Source organism: Cytobacillus sp. FSL W8-0315 (assembly GCF_038002905.1).
GTDB lineage: Bacteria > Bacillota > Bacilli > Bacillales > Cytobacillaceae > Cytobacillus > Cytobacillus pseudoceanisediminis.
In genome coordinates this window covers 1,550,811-1,565,652 of record NZ_JBBOOC010000001.1, presented here as the reverse complement: position 1 = coordinate 1,565,652, position 14,842 = coordinate 1,550,811, and the positions used below count along the sequence as shown (strand labels likewise).

Here is a 14,842-nt window from a genome sequence, read left to right as displayed (position 1 = left end):
CTTGCTTTTTGGCTGGAAATTATGTAAGATAACTAAGGGAAATCGTAATGATTACGTATTATTAATCACTTGGACGCTGACTGCTGCAATTAACTGCCCTAATAAACATTATTTAAAAATATAGTCCGTGCTTTAAATCGTAATAACTACGTTTTACTAAAGGAGGAGAAAGAGAAAATGACAAAGAAATTTTTAGTATTTATTTTAGGCCTAATCTTAGTTCTATCAGGCTGCTCAGACGATAAGCCAGAAGAAAACAGCAGCAATAAAACTACGGTTTATACAACGGTATACCCGCTTCAATATTTTACTGAACGAATCGGAGGGGATGCGTTAGAAGTTGAAACCATCTATCCTCCCGGGTCGGATGAACATACTTTTGAACCATCACAAAAAGATATGATGAAGCTGGCTGATTCAGATCTTTTTATTTTTATAGGACTCGGTCTTGAAGGCTTTGTGGAAAAAGCAAAAGAAACATTGAAAAATGAGAAAGTTAAAATGGTGGCCGCAGGAGAAAATATTGAGTTTGTTCACTCAGATGAAAATCATGATCCTGCGCATGAAGCCGAAGAACATGCTGATGAAGCTGAACATGAAGAAGAACATGCTGATGAGCACGGAGCTGAATCTGAAGATGGCCATGAACATGAAGGAGAATCTGAAGAAGGTCATGATCATGAAGGAGAATCTGAAGAAGGTCATGATCATAGCCATGGAGATATCGACCCCCATGTTTGGCTGGATCCTTTATACTCCAAGGAATTGGCTGAATCAATTAAAGATGCTTTAGTTGAGCAGATGCCTCAACAGAAAGAGCAGTTTGAACAGAATTATCTGGAGCTTGCCCAGGAGCTGGATCTTCTCCATAATGACTTTGAGCAGACAGTTCAAAATGCTGAGCATAAGGAATTCATTGTTTCACACGCAGCATATGGATATTGGGAAGAACGATATGGTTTAGATCAAATCAGTGTATCGGGTTTAAATTCTTCCAGCGAGCCTACTCAGAAAGAACTGCAGAAAATCATTGCGGAAGCCAAAGAACATGACTTGAAATATGTCTTTTTTGAACAGAATGTCAGCTCAAGACTGACTGAAATTCTGCAAAAAGAAATCGGTGCAGAACCTTTAATGCTTCATAATTTATCGGTCCTTACAGAAGAAAATATATCAGAAAATCAAACTTATTTTACACTTATGGAAGATAATCTGGATTCATTGAAAAAAGCGCTGAACGAATAAGTTCTCACTAACCTCCCACATTGGGAGGTTTTTTCGTTTCCTTAATATAGCTAATACAGGAAAAGTTTACATAGTTGGCTGGTTTTTGAAGAAACTATTTCCATTGAAGAAATTGAAGGGATGAAAATGCATTGAGTGATTTATTGATTGCAAGGTCTTTATTTGGGACTACAATGGGCTTTCATATTATTTTTGCAACGATTGGAGTTGGCTTGCCACTGATGATGCTGACAGCGGAACTTCTTTACCAGAAAACGAAGGATCATGATTACGTCATTATGGCAAAACGGTGGACCAAGGCATTTGCAGTGCTTCTTGGAGTAGGAATTCCGACAGGAACCATAGCAGGAACGCAGCTTTCCCTTCTCTGGCCTGGTTTTATGGAGGTTATCGGCAAGGTGATGGCTTTGCCATTCCAGATTGAAATTTACGCTTTTTTTATTGAAGCTTTATTTATGTCAATTTATGTGTATGCTGCCGAAAGAATTCCTCCATGGATGCGTATATCAAGCCTTGTGCTGGTTGCCCTTGGCGCTTTCGCCTCTGCTGTTCTGATAACCAATGTTCACGCATTTGAAGGAACACCACAGGGCTTCAGGATTGTCGATGGGGAAATTGTCGATGTGGATCCATGGGCTGCGTTTTTTAACCCAAGCTTTATCGTTACAGCTGGCCATGTGGCACTATCAGCTTACACAACAGGCGCATTTGTTGTAGCGTCAGTTGCTGCTTTCAAAATGCTGAGAACTCCATTCGGAACACGAGTATATAACTTTCATAAGAAAGCACTTATGCTGAGCCTGATTGTCGGCGGAATTTTTTCATTTTTAACAGCTTTAAACGGCCATGAATCGGCTCAATATCTGCATGAGTATCAGCCGGAAAAACTTGCAGCAGCAGAGGGGCTGTTTGAAACACAATCCTATGCCCCCCTTGCAATCGGCGGATTTACAGACCGTGAAACACAGGGGGTTAAGTGGGGAATCGAAATTCCGTGGGCACTAAGCTTTTTGGCGGGCAACAGCTTTGACACCGTTGTAGTGGGTCTGAATGACTTTCCGGAAGAAGAATGGCCTCCACTTTTTGTTCATACTCTCTTTAATGCCATGGTCGGAATTGGTTCATTGCTGATATTTTTATCCTTAATCGCTTTCGTATGGAATAAGTTTCTGAAAAAAAATCATTTTCCGCGGGTCCTCATGTGGGCATTTGTTGCTTCAGGGCCGCTAGCAGTTCTTGGAATAGAATTTGGCTGGGTATTTGCCTGTACCGGACGTCAGCCTTGGACCATCTACCGGGTGCTGTCCACTGCTGATTCTGTTACGACCGCTGAAAATCTGGGGATATTATTTATTCTCTTTGCCCTGGTATATGTAGTGCTTGGGGTGGCAGTTGTGTTTGTTATGCTATATTACTTCAAAAAGAATACCGTAATAGATGATATAAATAGAGCCGAACAGAAAAACGTTCCTCTATACGGATCAAATACATGAAGGAGTGAATCCAATGGCTGAAGAATTACTTGCCATCACAGTGTTATGGGGATTCGTCTTCATATATGCGGTAATGGCAACAATGGATTTCGGCGCAGGCTTCTGGTCCATGATTTACTTCAATCTGCCCAAAATAAAGGCGGCAAATGTGGCGAATCGTTATTTGTCTCCTACCTGGGAAGTGACAAACACCTTTATCGTCGCAATTGTAGTGGCAGTCTATAGCCTTTTTCCAACTGCAGCCTATACACTGGGAACTGTACTTCTAATACCAGGCAGCATCATATTGCTATTACTTGCGATCCGAAGTGCATTCCTCGTGTTTTCCAACATTGCGGAAGAATACAGGAAGCCGCTCACCTATATTTCAGGCCTATCCGGAATCCTTATCCCCGGATTGCTGATTAGCGTTTTGCCCATCACCCATGGAGATTTTGTTGAATTTACTGATGGCAGGCAATCTCTGGACCTTGCGCATCTTTTTACTAGCCCGAATGAATATGCTTTTATTGGTTTTGCCATCAGCAGCACACTGTTTTTGTCTTCCCTTCTACTCGCTGACTACTCAAAAGCCTCGGAAGAGATGGAAGCTTACTCAGTGTACCGCAGGGATGCAATCATGCTTGGACCGGTTTCAATCATAATGGCATTTCTTATTATGTTTACTTTAAAAAGGGAAGCATTTTGGATTTATGAAAAGATGATCGATGATTTGCCTTTGCTTTTGCTGTCTCTTGGATTGTTTCTAATAGGAGGACTGGCACTGTTCCTTCCGTCCGTAAACAAAAAAGGAGTTAGGGGAATTCCCAGATTGGCGGTTATTTCCATAACCCTCCAATACCTTGCTGCCAGCTATGTATATGGAAAAGCTCATCTGCCCTATATTGTATACCCTGAAGTGACTATTGCTTCTGCGTTTACAGATCCGAGCTCATTCCGGGCCATATTTGCCACCTATATCGCAGGATTCCTAATCCTTTTCCCTGGGTTCATATACTTTTGGAGCCTTTTCATGAACGACAAACGATATTTGCGGCAAAAACAAACTAAAGATCCGGCATGATATTCCTGCAAATGCCATGACTGAACAGTAAAGCACTGCAGAAAATAAAGAAGTGACATGCTCCGCAAATTTGTCAATTTTAATGTGGTCACAATTTTCTGATAAGAGGTGTTTGAAAATGGCAAAAGACGTTTTATGTGAAGTTAACAACTGCGCTTTCTGGAAAAATGGGAACCGATGCAGTGCAGACCAAATATACGTAGTCAGCCATACTGGAGAAACCGCAGACAACAGCAAAGAAACAGACTGCAAAACGTTTGAGCCTCATGACCTTTAATGGGTGACAGCACCTTCCGGGTGCTATCGGATTGCTGGTACGCATTTCATTGGATGGTTAGGCGAAATGCTGCAAAAGCGGTGCATTTTATGCATCGCTTTTGTGTTTTTTATAAAAACAAGTTTATTAAGATTCCTACCGGGAATGTATAGAGTAACAACAACTTATAGGAGTGATACATATGTTATCAACCATTATTTTGCTTGGAGCTGCTTTTGCCGCTGCTGCTGGATTAAGCTCCTTTGCCATTAAAGAGGATTCATTTATTAAAGACGAAATTACGCAATAATTTATAAATAAAGGGCGCTGATAATGCGTCTATTTTTTTGCAATATAACGAAAACCGCAAATCTGCCAAAAGCAGAACTGCGGTTTTTTACTTATAAAGCAATGCTATCTTTAGAGGTGGAAACTTCATTCAGCCTTTTTTCATTAATTTCATAACCGATTCCCGGTTTATCAGGAACTTTTATCATCCCGTTTTCCACGGTGACTTCGGGCAGAATGATGTCTTCTTCCCAATACCTGCCCGAGGCTGAGATATCTCCAGGAATGGAAAAGCCCTCCATGGAGGCAAGAGCAATATTATGTGCACGGGAGACTCCAAACTCCAGCATGCCTCCACACCAGACTTGGATCCCTTTATCCAGACAATAATCATGAATCTTCTTTGCTGTTCCCAGACCTCCAACCCGGCCAATCTTAATATTGATGACTTTACAGCTTCCCAGCTCGACAGCTCTCCTGGCATCATTAAAGGTGACAATACTCTCATCCAGGCAAATTGGTGTTTTCAGTTCTTTCTGAAGCTTTGCATGATCAACAATATCATCATATTCCAGCGGCTGTTCAATCATCAGCAGCCCAAAATCATCAAGCCTTTTTAAATGTTCTATATCGTCCAATGAGTAAGCTGAATTTGCATCTGCCATGATTGGCAGATCAGGGTAAAAGCGGCGGATCTCTGAAATAAATTCATAATCGTTCGCCGGGCTGATCTTTACTTTTACCCTTTGATAGCCGCTCTCCAGATAGTATTCAATTTGCCTTCTTACTTCTTCCTTTGTTTTAGCGCCAACAACCACGCCGGATGGAATCAATTCCCGCTGGCCTCCTATATATTTTGATAGAGAAATATCTTCTTTTTTGGCTGCCAAGTCCCATAAAGCCGTTTCAAGTGCCGCTTTCGCCATTTGATTCCTTCTGAAAGCGTCAAAAACGCGGCCCGCTTCTGAAGGATGCTTTATATCCGCATTACGCATTATTGGGATAAGGAATTCTTTTAGCATATGATAGCTCGTTTCAACCGTTTCCTCCGTATACCAGGGTGAAGAAAAAGCGACTCCTTCACCGTAGCCTTTCCGTCCTTCTTGATCGATTACCTCAATAATAATTCCCTCTCTATCCTTCACTGTCCCTAAATGCGTGGAAAAAGGTGTTTTCAAAGGCATCTTGATTTTATATAAAGTAATTGTCTTGATATCCATGCTAATTCCCGCTTTCCTCAAGCAGTTCCCGAAGCTTTCTTCTTAATATCTTTTTTGAAGCGTTCCTAGGGATTTCATTAATGATGATGAGTTTTTTAGGTGCTTTATACTTTGCCAGCTTCTCAAAGCAGTACTTCATCACTTCTTTTTCATCCAGATTCTCGTCTCCAGCGATAAAGGCTACAGGCACCTCACCCCAAACATCGTCCTTCATGCCGATAACCCCTGCATCCGATATTTGGGCGTGTGAAACAAGCACACCCTCGACTTCAGCCGGATAGATATTTTCACCGCCTGAAATGATTAAATCTGACCGCCGATCAAGCACATATAAGAATCCTTCTTTATCCACATATCCAATATCTCCAGTTGAAAGCCAGCCACCCTTTAGTTTTTCTGCTGTTTCCTCTTTTCGGTTTAAATACCCTTTTGTCACATTTGGACCTTTTACAAGAATTTCGCCCGCTTCTCCGGGATCAGCATGCTTCCCATTTGGATCAGCAACTTTCAGCTGGGAAGGGAATAAAGGTTTACCGGCCGAACCCAATTTGCTGAGACTGTATTCCGGAGCCAGTGTCACGATCTGGGACGAAGTTTCTGTCATTCCGTAAGTCTGGTATACAGGAATTCCCTTCTCTCTGCAATCTTCAAGAAGAGATTTTGCTGCGGGTCCTCCCCCTAATAACATACATCTGAAATACTCCGGCAGCTTTTCACCTTTAAGTGCATCTGCTACCCTGGTCAGCATCGTACTTACAACAGACATGATTGTCACTTTTTCGATGGAAATGGCCTCAATGGCTTTCTCTTCATGGAAAGATTCAAAAAGAACCATTTTCATGCCGTAGATAATGCTCCGCATTAAAATGGAATAGCCGCTAATATGAAAAATCGGGACAGCACACAGCCAGCTGTCGTTTTCATTCAACCCTAAATTCAATGCAGACCCCACTGCACTCCACCAATGATTTCCGTAGGTTTGCAGTACACCTTTTGGATTGCCGGTTGTACCGGATGTATACATGATGGTACAAACCTCATCAAGACTTATTTCTTCTACTACTGACGGCTCATCAGGATCTCTCCTGAATAAATCTTCTTTATAGATTGCCGAAATTTCTCCTAAGGAGTTTACAACCTTTTGGCTAACTTCATTAAAAGTATTCTCAGTTAAAAGGAAAGCGGACTTCGAATCATTCATTTGCCAAATCAATTCCTCAGCAGTCAGCCTGTTATTTAATATGACGGCTTTTACATCGAGCAGCTGCAGGGCCAAAAGAATAAAAACAGTGTCCTCATGATTTCGGAGAAGGACACCTACAAACTGTCCTCTCATGCATCCAGCTGCCTGGAGCTGCCCTGCTATTGTGTATGTACGCTCGTATACTTCAGAAAATGTATAGGTTTTCCCCAAAAAGGAAAGGGCAGGGCGATCGGGGGTTAAAAAAGTTCGCTGTTGAAGAAAATTCGGTACTATTTGCGCTTCCATCATATACTCCTCATTTCATGCGATTTTTCATATAAAAACAGCCTGATGGCAAGCCATCAAGCTGAAAAAATTAATATTCAATCAAGGGAAACGCGGGAATTGGCCGAAGTCTGGCTTGCGCTTTTCTTTAAATGCGTCACGGCCTTCTTTCGCTTCATCTGTTGTATAGTATAGAAGTGTTGCATCTCCGGCGAATTGCTGGATTCCTGCAAGCCCATCAGTATCGGCATTGAAGGCAGCCTTCAAGAAGCGGATAGCCGTCGGGCTCTTCTCCAGTATTTCTTCACACCACTTAATTGTTTCTTCTTCCACTTTCTCAAGCGGCACCACAGTATTGACAAGCCCCATATCCAAAGCTTCCTGAGCGCCGTACTGGCGGCACAGATACCAAATTTCGCGTGCTTTCTTATGGCCGACGATTCTAGCAAGATATCCTGAACCATAACCTGCATCAAAGCTGCCTACTTTAGGGCCTGTTTGTCCGAATACAGCGTTATCTGCTGCAATCGTTAAATCACATACGATATGAAGGACATGTCCTCCCCCAATCGCATAGCCTTTTACCATTGCAATAACCGGCTTAGGAATAACACGGATCAGGCGCTGCAGATCCAGTACATTTAAACGAGGGATCTGGTCGTCACCTACATATCCGCCATGTCCTCTGACAGATTGATCCCCGCCTGAACAAAATGCTTTATCTCCGGCACCCGTCAGGACAATAACACCTACATTTTCATCATCACGTGCGTACGCAAAAGCATCAATTAATTCCATTACCGTTCTTGGAGTAAAGGCATTGTGGACTTGCGGTCTGTTAATCGTAATTTTCGCAATTCCATTGTATGTTTCATAAATGATTTCTTCGTACTGTTTTCCTGCAATCCATTCAACAGCTGACATACATAAATCCTCCTTAATATGTATTAGAAAGCGTTAATTGCCGCTACATCAAATGACATCATTCCTCAATCTTTACTGCCATTTGTATTATTCTCCCCTGTCTGCGACAAAAACCCACTTACTATTGTACCAAATAATTCAGGTTTCTCCACATGAATTGCATGTCCTGCATCTTCAGCGGTCTTCCACTTGACATTTGGCAAAATTTTTGACATTTCTTCCGCAATTCTGCAGAATTTTTGATCCAGGTTTCCGGTAATTAGAAGGACTGGCATTTCGAGATGAGCAAGCTCATCCCACCAGGATGGCTGCACCCCAGTGCCCATGCCGTTCAGGCTGTTTGCCAGGCCATCAATGGAATTGGCCAAACGCTGGCATCTTATTCTGGTTCGAATTTTTTCCGGAAGACTTTTTTGGCTTTGAAATAAAGGGATGTTCTCCCAATAGTCAATAAAATTCTTAATGCCTTCCTGCCGAATCTTTTCAGACAATTTTTTATCCTGAATCCTTCTTTCATGCCTTTCCGCTTCCGTCCTAAGACCTGGAGATGCACTTTCCAAAATCAGCTTGCGGACCTTTTCAGGATAATTGACCGCAAAAGTTAGCGCAAGGCGCCCTCCCATAGAATATCCAAGAACATCAATCTTCCCGATTCCCATCTTTTCTAATAGACTGTTAATCACTGCGGCAGACTCTTCTATTTGATATTGACCAATATCAGGTGGTGATCCAGACTTTCCATGGCCGATGATATCCAAAGCTATTGTCTTCGAATGATCCTTCCAGAAGGGAGCGAACTCTTTCCACCCTTCACTATTTCCTGTGAAGCCATGGAGAAGCAGAAGTGGAAATCCAGTTCCCCATGTATCGACATGATATCGGACTCCATTAATGACATATTTCATCGGCATTCACCCTTCCAGCAATCGACTTATTTCCCGGGAAACAGATTCCCACAATTCTCGATGCTCGGTTAAATTCCTGTCCCGATTTGTCGTAATTTCCATTACCTTTATGCCTGATCTGCCCATGTTCTGTTGGAAGGCGGAAATAAAATGTTCCCAATCTGAGATTAAATCATATTGGCCGCCAAACATCTTAATGGCATGGCTAAAATCCAGATCAAGAGGTGTCCCAAACAATTTTTCAAAATTTCTGGGGTGATTTGCCTGCGGCAGGAATGAGAAGATTCCGCCTCCATTATTATTAATCAGCAATATATTGATATCTATTCCATACTGCTTAGAGGCAATTAAGCCATTTAAGTCATGGAAAAAGGTTAAATCACCAAGCACTAGATACAGCGGCTGTGATGCCATTCCAGCACCAAGAGCAGTTGAAACGGTGCCATCAATGCCATTTGCTCCCCTGTTGGCCATTACTCTAATGCTCTTTTGATTATAATGGAAGAATGTATCCAGATCCCTTATAGGCATACTATTTCCTACAAATAGGGTAGAGCCTTCCGGCAGTAATTCCGCCAGCTGGAAAAATAATTTCCCCTCGCTCAGTTCGTCCACTGCATTAATATCCGCAAGCTTTGATCTGGTAAGATCATTGATTTTTTTCCATAAAGCAATAAATTCATCATTCTCTGAAGTGTTTAAAAATGAGGTGACAGACTCGCAGAATAGAATCTCATCGCAATGAATCATTTCGGTTGAGAGCAGTGCAGGATCCCGCCATCCCCTGCCTCCATCGACAATAATCTGGCGGGCAGTGCTGTTTTCTTTCATGAAAATAGTCAATGGCTTCGATACAGGCATAGCACCGAAGCGTATAATGACATCCGGCTTGAGTGCCTTCTTCGCATCATCGTTTTTCAAAAAGCTATCATAGGCATCAATAATGAAGCTTCCTTCGTGAAGTCCGCTTCTTAGCTGGGATAATGGATCAGCAATGATCGGATAGTTGAGCTTTTCCGCCAGCTTAATCACGGCTGCAGAGAAGTCAGCTTTTTCCAGAGGACCGCAGACAATAATTCCTTTTTGTGCAGAGTTAAATATCTGTGCCATTTCCTTGTACTCTTCATTAGGCAAACCAAACTGGCCACTATGGATATTTACATAACCTTCGGTGCGCTCACTCAGCTCAAATAAATCATTGCGGTCAAGCTGCGGCACTAAAGGCTCACGGAAAGGAAAGTTAAGATGAACCGGCCCTGCTGGTGAGGTCTGGGCAGCAGATGCTGCCCTTGCGCAAACTGTGCGGGCATAACGAAGCATTTCTGCTGTATTCTCAGGAGGAGCCATCTCAACAAACCATTTTACATTTTTTCCATACAAATGAATCTGATCGATCGCCTGAGGAGCGCCAACATCCCTTAGTTCATGAGGCCGGTCCGCAGTAAGCACGATTAGCGGTACTCTGGAATACTGGGCTTCCACAATGGCAGGATAGTAATTGGCTGCAGCCGTTCCAGATGTACACAGCAGAGCTGCTGGTCTTTGGGATGCCTTAGCAATCCCCAACGCAAAAAAGGCAGCCGATCGCTCGTCCACATGGATATGTACACGAAGCTCCGGATGCTCTGCCATTACCATAGCCATTGGGGTAGAACGGGAGCCGGGACTGACCACGACATCCTCTACCCCGCTTTTTACTAATTCAGCCACAAATGCGGCTATATATGAAGTTAAAGCTTCCTGATGATTCACTTTTCATAACCCCCAAGAGCCGTAAGCATTGGCCGGAATTTAATTTTTGTTTCCTGATACTCGCTTTCGGCATTTGAATCCTGCACCACTCCGCAGCCTGCGAATAAGGATGCTTCATTTCCCTGAATAAGACCAGATCTGATTGTAACAGCATATTCGCCATTTCCCCTGAAGTCCATCCATCCTAATGGAGCAGCATAAAAGCCCCGATCCAGTTCTTCTACTTCTCTTATTTTTTCCACTGCTTCTCTCTTAGGCAGGCCTCCAAGAGCAGGAGTCGGATGCAGACGGTCAACTAAAGCAAGAAGGGAAGCATCTCCCTTGGTTTTACCTATTACAGGAGTATAAAGGTGCTGTATATCTCTCATCTTCATCAGCTGCGGCTCATCCGGCAGTTCAACTTCTGAGCAGGATTCCTCCATTGCTTCCTTAATCATATCAACCACATATTGATGTTCGGTTAAATTTTTCTGATCATGCAATAAAGCATCGCCAAGGATATGATCATCTTCTGCTGTTTTCCCTCTTGGGATGGAACCTGCCAGACAGGTTGTAAAAACATTTTCTCCATATTTCTTTATAAGCCGTTCAGGAGAGGCTCCAATAAAGCAGTCACCGTTCGATTCAAAAGCAAAAATAAAGCTTTCCCTTTGCATCTCCATAAGATTCCAGAGAACTCTTTCAATCTCGATCGGCTTATCATAGATGAGCCTGGACTCCCGGGCAAGCACAACCTTTTTTAAAGATCCTGATTTAAGTTCATCCACAACCGCATCTACTGTCTCCATCCATTTTTCCGGATTTATATCTGCTTCTTCCTGAAGAGTGTTTGCATTCTCAGGATGATAATCGCTGATTGAAGCCATTATCATGCCTCGTTCGGCCACTATCTTTTCAAAAAGAGAATCACCGTCATGCTGAGTGCAGACAACATTTGTTGTCAAAAAGGCCTGTCCATTCATTTCACTATACATATAAGTCGGCACATGAAAAAGGGAATCAGAATACTTCGACCAAAGCTTTGTTTTCCTCTTTAGAGGATCGAAAGAAAAACCGCCAAACATCACGGGCCCTGTAGCATTTTTATCATAAGGGTTAAAAATAATGCTGTTATTAATAAAACGCTTCCATTCCTTTTCAACATGATTAAATCTGCCGGTACTTTGATCTGACTGAATTTGCTTGCAAATCCCAAGCCCGATTATATAAGTTTCACCAGAAGGATCCTTCCAGAAAAAGCGTTCACCAAAAAAACGGCTCTTTCCTGCCGCATAAAAAGAAAGGGGGTCTATATGATTTATTTTTTGAACTTCGCTCACTAAAACAGGCTTTGACAAGGATTTGGCCCTCTCAATTGCCTCTTGGATCCCTTCTTTTAGTTCCGTATCTTGTATCGTAACCAAAAAAATCCCTCCAATAACAGCTTAAATTGCCGTTATCCTACTTTAAACTTATTCTAAGATACACCTGTGATTCAGGGAATGTCAATGATGTCAATCACGCCATTCCATTTTGCATCCTTATTATATTATAGCTTACTTTAGGCATCTATAATATGAATTGAACTCAATTCAGCCATTAGCACTGTTAACATCGGAATGTGCTGCTTTACGGTTTCCTTATTTATGGAAAATACCGGTTCTATTTACGGCAATAATACGTTGACACTCTTGCATTATTTACCTAAACTTAAGGTGTTTGGTAATATAGCGGTTTACTTTGACAATACCCTGTTAATCGGTTAAAATAAACAAGTTTGAATGATCCAATTAATGATATCATTACAGAATAGATAAATAAGGGGAGAGTTATCATGCAACCACAAGCACAGACCAATTTTCCGCCTGCTTCCAACTCAAAGAACTGGAGGGTCTGGTGGCAGCTGACCAGGCCACATACTCTTACCGCTGCCTTTGTGCCGGTTCTGCTTGGAACAGCTCTTGCTATGGAACTTACTGAAATAAATTTTGGCCTGTTTTTTGCTATGCTGGCAGCAAGCTTGCTGATTCAGGCTGCCACTAATATGTTTAACGAATACTACGACTTCAAAAGAGGGCTTGATACGGAAGACTCTGTCGGAATTGGCGGGGCTATTGTACGGGAAGGAATCAAACCAAAAACGGTTCTGAACCTTGCTTTTGGCCTGTATGGGATTTCGATATTGCTTGGATTCTATATTTGCATGAACACAAGCTGGTGGATTGCAGCAATTGGACTGGCCTCCATGGCAGTAGGATATTTATATACAGGCGGTCCGCTTCCGATAGCGTACACACCATTTGGTGAATTATTTGCAGGTTTTTTCATGGGCATGCTGATCATCCTAATTTCTTTTTACATTCAGGCAGGAACCGTAACTGCAACAAGTGTTTTAGTTTCCTTCCCTATTTTGATTCTTGTTGGCGCCATTCTGCTGGCCAATAATATCAGAGACCTGGACGGCGACAAGGAATTCGGCCGCAAAACATTGGCAATTCTTTTAGGGAAAAAAGGAGCAATTAAGCTGCTTGCCGCAATGTTCATCGTTTCGTATGCATGGGTTTTCATATTGATTGCCATGAACATCATAACACCATGGCTTGCAATTGTTGTTCTAAGTGCGCCCAAGGCCATTAAAGCAACGAAAGGCTTCATCGGAAAAACACTGCCTATGCAAATGATGCCTGCGATGAAAGCCACTGCCCAGACAAATACAATCTTTGGCTTTCTTTTATCAGTAGGCTTGTTTATCGGATATCTTTTATAATTAAATGGAACCTCTGCTTTTATAGCAGGGGTTTTTTGTTTGGAAAAAAACAGCAGAAAGCACCCTCTTGGTTTCATCCCATTTTTAACGGGTATTTTTTATTTAAGGAAGATGCTTGACCCTAAAATTTTTTCTTCCGTTATGATTTTGCCAACTACGTCCATACTAAACCCATATGGACTAAGATTTTTAATACTCAGCAGAGCAAGAGCGGCAAAGCTCGGCTTTATTTTGGGCTTGACTCTGGCATGAGCAGGCCTTGTATAATATTTATCAAATCCAAGGATGTGACTAATATGTTGACCAATGAACAAATCAGCCATTTAAAAAAAGAATTGAATGATGAAAAAAAATCACTGGAATCCCAGCTTCAAGGCAATAAAGAAGGAAGTCTGGAAGGTGCGAGTGCCAGAGACACAGTAGGAGAGCTATCCCTTTATGACAACCATCCAGCCGATATGGGTTCTGAACTTTATGAGCGTGAAAAGGATTTTGCTTTAGAAGAACATCATGACTCTGAACTGAATAAAGTAAATGCAGCACTGCAGGCAATTGAAGATGGTTCATACGGCAAATGCAAAGAGTGCGGTTCCGAAATTCCATATGATCGGCTTGAAGTGATTCCAGCAACCCTTTACTGCAAGGAACATAGTCCAGAGCAAAACGTGCCCGGGGACCGTCCTGTTGAAGAAGATGTGCTTGAACCTGCACACGGGAATACCTTTCAGCATCATCAATTTAGAGAAGTTGTGGATAACGAAGACAGCTTCCAGGAAGTTGCCCGTTTTGGCACTTCTGAGACACCCTCTGACTTAAGAGGCGACTATGAAGATTATAATTCTCTTTATAATGAAGGGCATGATGATGAAGGGTTTACAGAAGATTATGAGACGTTTATCGGAAATGACCTTGAAGGCAAGGGGAGAAAAGTGTATCCTTCCAAGAAACAGGAAGAGTATGAAGCGATGCTGGATGAAAATGATATCGAAGCACCTTTCGGTGATGTGCCGTATCATCAGACTGACGGCTATGTGGATGAAGATAAGGATTAAAGTAAAAGCGATGCAGATGCATCGCTTTTTTATGTCAAATGGCAAAATAAGATACCCTTATATATATTTATAATTTGGATTCGATATCCTGGATAATCTCATCAATCGTATCAGAAACATCGTTTGTGCGGCGGGCAATGGAGATGCTGAATTCCAGCAGTTCTTTATAATTTTTCACCGGAATAGAATCATTTGATTTCTCGAATTCATTTAGTTGCAGTCCAATATTTTGAAGATGCAGCAAAACTTCTTCCATTGATCCTTTCTCGATTTGGTACATTTAACAGCTACCCCCTTTATATCTAATGATTTCATTATCAGGGTTTTTAAACCTTTTTTGTAGTGGGAATTTTTGTTAATATTTGCACTTTACGGAGTAAAACCGCTTTTCATAGGCAATATTATCTTAAGAATATATCGCTGGGAGGAT

14 protein-coding genes are annotated in these 14,842 nt (G+C 42.0%); 7 read left to right on the top strand and 7 right to left on the bottom strand.

Annotation, left to right across the window (positions count from 1 at the left end):
* Positions 1-177 precede the first annotated feature (177 nt).
* The 4 genes from MKY20_RS08045 to MKY20_RS08030 all read left to right on the top strand — a co-directional run bounded on the left by MKY20_RS08045 (position 178) and on the right by MKY20_RS08030 (position 4,078).
* Positions 178-1,245 carry a metal ABC transporter solute-binding protein, Zn/Mn family gene (locus tag MKY20_RS08045; protein ID WP_019382999.1) on the top strand — a complete coding sequence of 356 codons (1,068 nt, stop codon included), beginning with the start codon at positions 178-180 and terminating at the stop codon, positions 1,243-1,245.
* A gap of 131 nt (positions 1,246-1,376) precedes the next feature.
* Complete coding sequence (locus MKY20_RS08040; protein WP_192907811.1) at positions 1,377-2,738, top strand: cytochrome ubiquinol oxidase subunit I; 1,362 nt, start codon at positions 1,377-1,379, stop codon at positions 2,736-2,738.
* Between the two features lie 13 nt (positions 2,739-2,751).
* On the top strand, positions 2,752-3,801 hold the full coding sequence (locus MKY20_RS08035; RefSeq protein WP_251174696.1) for a cytochrome d ubiquinol oxidase subunit II: 1,050 nt from the start codon (positions 2,752-2,754) through the stop codon (positions 3,799-3,801).
* 118 nt (positions 3,802-3,919) lie between these two features.
* Positions 3,920-4,078 carry a DUF1540 domain-containing protein gene (locus tag MKY20_RS08030; protein WP_009333406.1) on the top strand — a complete coding sequence of 53 codons (159 nt, stop codon included), beginning with the start codon at positions 3,920-3,922 and terminating at the stop codon, positions 4,076-4,078.
* 380 nt (positions 4,079-4,458) lie between these two features.
* On the opposite strand, the gene menC is transcribed toward MKY20_RS08030, so the two are convergent.
* The 6 genes from menC to MKY20_RS08000 all read right to left on the bottom strand — a co-directional run bounded on the left by menC (position 4,459) and on the right by MKY20_RS08000 (position 12,017).
* The gene (gene menC, locus MKY20_RS08025) at positions 4,459-5,565 is read right to left on the bottom strand and encodes an o-succinylbenzoate synthase (protein ID WP_341000866.1); all 1,107 of its coding nucleotides are present in this window, start codon (positions 5,563-5,565) and stop codon (positions 4,459-4,461) included.
* Between the two features lies 1 nt (position 5,566).
* Positions 5,567-7,054 (bottom strand): o-succinylbenzoate--CoA ligase, encoded by a 1,488-nt coding sequence (locus tag MKY20_RS08020; protein ID WP_251174695.1) that lies wholly within the window; start codon positions 7,052-7,054, stop codon positions 5,567-5,569.
* 81 nt (positions 7,055-7,135) lie between these two features.
* A complete protein-coding gene (menB, locus tag MKY20_RS08015) occupies positions 7,136-7,957 on the bottom strand; it encodes a 1,4-dihydroxy-2-naphthoyl-CoA synthase (protein ID WP_009333409.1) in 822 nt (273 codons plus the stop codon).
* A 65-nt stretch (positions 7,958-8,022) separates the two neighbouring features.
* Positions 8,023-8,862 (bottom strand): 2-succinyl-6-hydroxy-2,4-cyclohexadiene-1-carboxylate synthase, encoded by an 840-nt coding sequence (gene menH / locus MKY20_RS08010; protein ID WP_251156430.1) that lies wholly within the window; start codon positions 8,860-8,862, stop codon positions 8,023-8,025.
* 6 nt (positions 8,863-8,868) lie between these two features.
* The gene (menD, locus tag MKY20_RS08005) at positions 8,869-10,614 is read right to left on the bottom strand and encodes a 2-succinyl-5-enolpyruvyl-6-hydroxy-3-cyclohexene-1-carboxylic-acid synthase (RefSeq protein WP_251174694.1); all 1,746 of its coding nucleotides are present in this window, start codon (positions 10,612-10,614) and stop codon (positions 8,869-8,871) included.
* Positions 10,611-12,017, bottom strand: coding sequence for an isochorismate synthase (locus MKY20_RS08000; protein WP_019382992.1), 1,407 nt, complete (start codon positions 12,015-12,017; stop codon positions 10,611-10,613). Before MKY20_RS08000 ends, menD begins: the two co-directional genes overlap by 4 nt.
* 410 nt (positions 12,018-12,427) lie before the next feature.
* Here MKY20_RS08000 and MKY20_RS07995 point away from each other — a divergent pair, with 410 nt between their 5' ends.
* Genes MKY20_RS07995 through MKY20_RS07985 form a run of 3 tightly spaced genes read left to right on the top strand, consistent with a single transcriptional unit; the run spans position 12,428 to position 14,412 of the window.
* Positions 12,428-13,360, top strand: coding sequence for a 1,4-dihydroxy-2-naphthoate polyprenyltransferase (locus MKY20_RS07995; protein ID WP_009333413.1), 933 nt, complete (start codon positions 12,428-12,430; stop codon positions 13,358-13,360).
* Positions 13,361-13,399: 39 nt separating this feature from the next.
* Positions 13,400-13,612 carry a hypothetical protein gene (locus tag MKY20_RS07990; protein WP_019382991.1) on the top strand — a complete coding sequence of 71 codons (213 nt, stop codon included), beginning with the start codon at positions 13,400-13,402 and terminating at the stop codon, positions 13,610-13,612.
* A gap of 44 nt (positions 13,613-13,656) precedes the next feature.
* A complete protein-coding gene (locus tag MKY20_RS07985) occupies positions 13,657-14,412 on the top strand; it encodes a TraR/DksA C4-type zinc finger protein (RefSeq protein ID WP_217028096.1) in 756 nt (251 codons plus the stop codon).
* Between the two features lie 67 nt (positions 14,413-14,479).
* On the opposite strand, the gene MKY20_RS07980 is transcribed toward MKY20_RS07985, so the two are convergent.
* Positions 14,480-14,692, bottom strand: a complete 213-nt coding sequence (locus tag MKY20_RS07980) for a hypothetical protein (protein WP_009333415.1) — start codon at positions 14,690-14,692, stop codon at positions 14,480-14,482.
* Between the last annotated feature and the right edge of the window lie 150 nt (positions 14,693-14,842).

Bases quoted from the DNA above. Each gene is read 5' to 3' on its own strand.
- MKY20_RS07980 (WP_009333415.1), bottom strand. From the start codon at position 14,692: ATGTACCAAATCGAGAAAGGATCAATGGAAGAAGTTTTGCTGCATCTT.
- MKY20_RS08020 (WP_251174695.1), bottom strand. From the start codon at position 7,054: ATGGAAGCGCAAATAGTACCGAATTTTCTTCAACAGCGAACTTTTTTA.
- MKY20_RS08030 (WP_009333406.1), top strand. From the start codon at position 3,920: ATGGCAAAAGACGTTTTATGTGAAGTTAACAACTGCGCTTTCTGGAAA.
- MKY20_RS07985 (WP_217028096.1), top strand. From the start codon at position 13,657: ATGTTGACCAATGAACAAATCAGCCATTTAAAAAAAGAATTGAATGAT.
- menC (WP_341000866.1), bottom strand. From the start codon at position 5,565: ATGGATATCAAGACAATTACTTTATATAAAATCAAGATGCCTTTGAAA.
- menH (WP_251156430.1), bottom strand. From the start codon at position 8,862: ATGAAATATGTCATTAATGGAGTCCGATATCATGTCGATACATGGGGA.
- menB (WP_009333409.1), bottom strand. From the start codon at position 7,957: ATGTCAGCTGTTGAATGGATTGCAGGAAAACAGTACGAAGAAATCATT.
- MKY20_RS07995 (WP_009333413.1), top strand. From the start codon at position 12,428: ATGCAACCACAAGCACAGACCAATTTTCCGCCTGCTTCCAACTCAAAG.
- MKY20_RS08045 (WP_019382999.1), top strand. From the start codon at position 178: ATGACAAAGAAATTTTTAGTATTTATTTTAGGCCTAATCTTAGTTCTA.
- MKY20_RS08035 (WP_251174696.1), top strand. From the start codon at position 2,752: ATGGCTGAAGAATTACTTGCCATCACAGTGTTATGGGGATTCGTCTTC.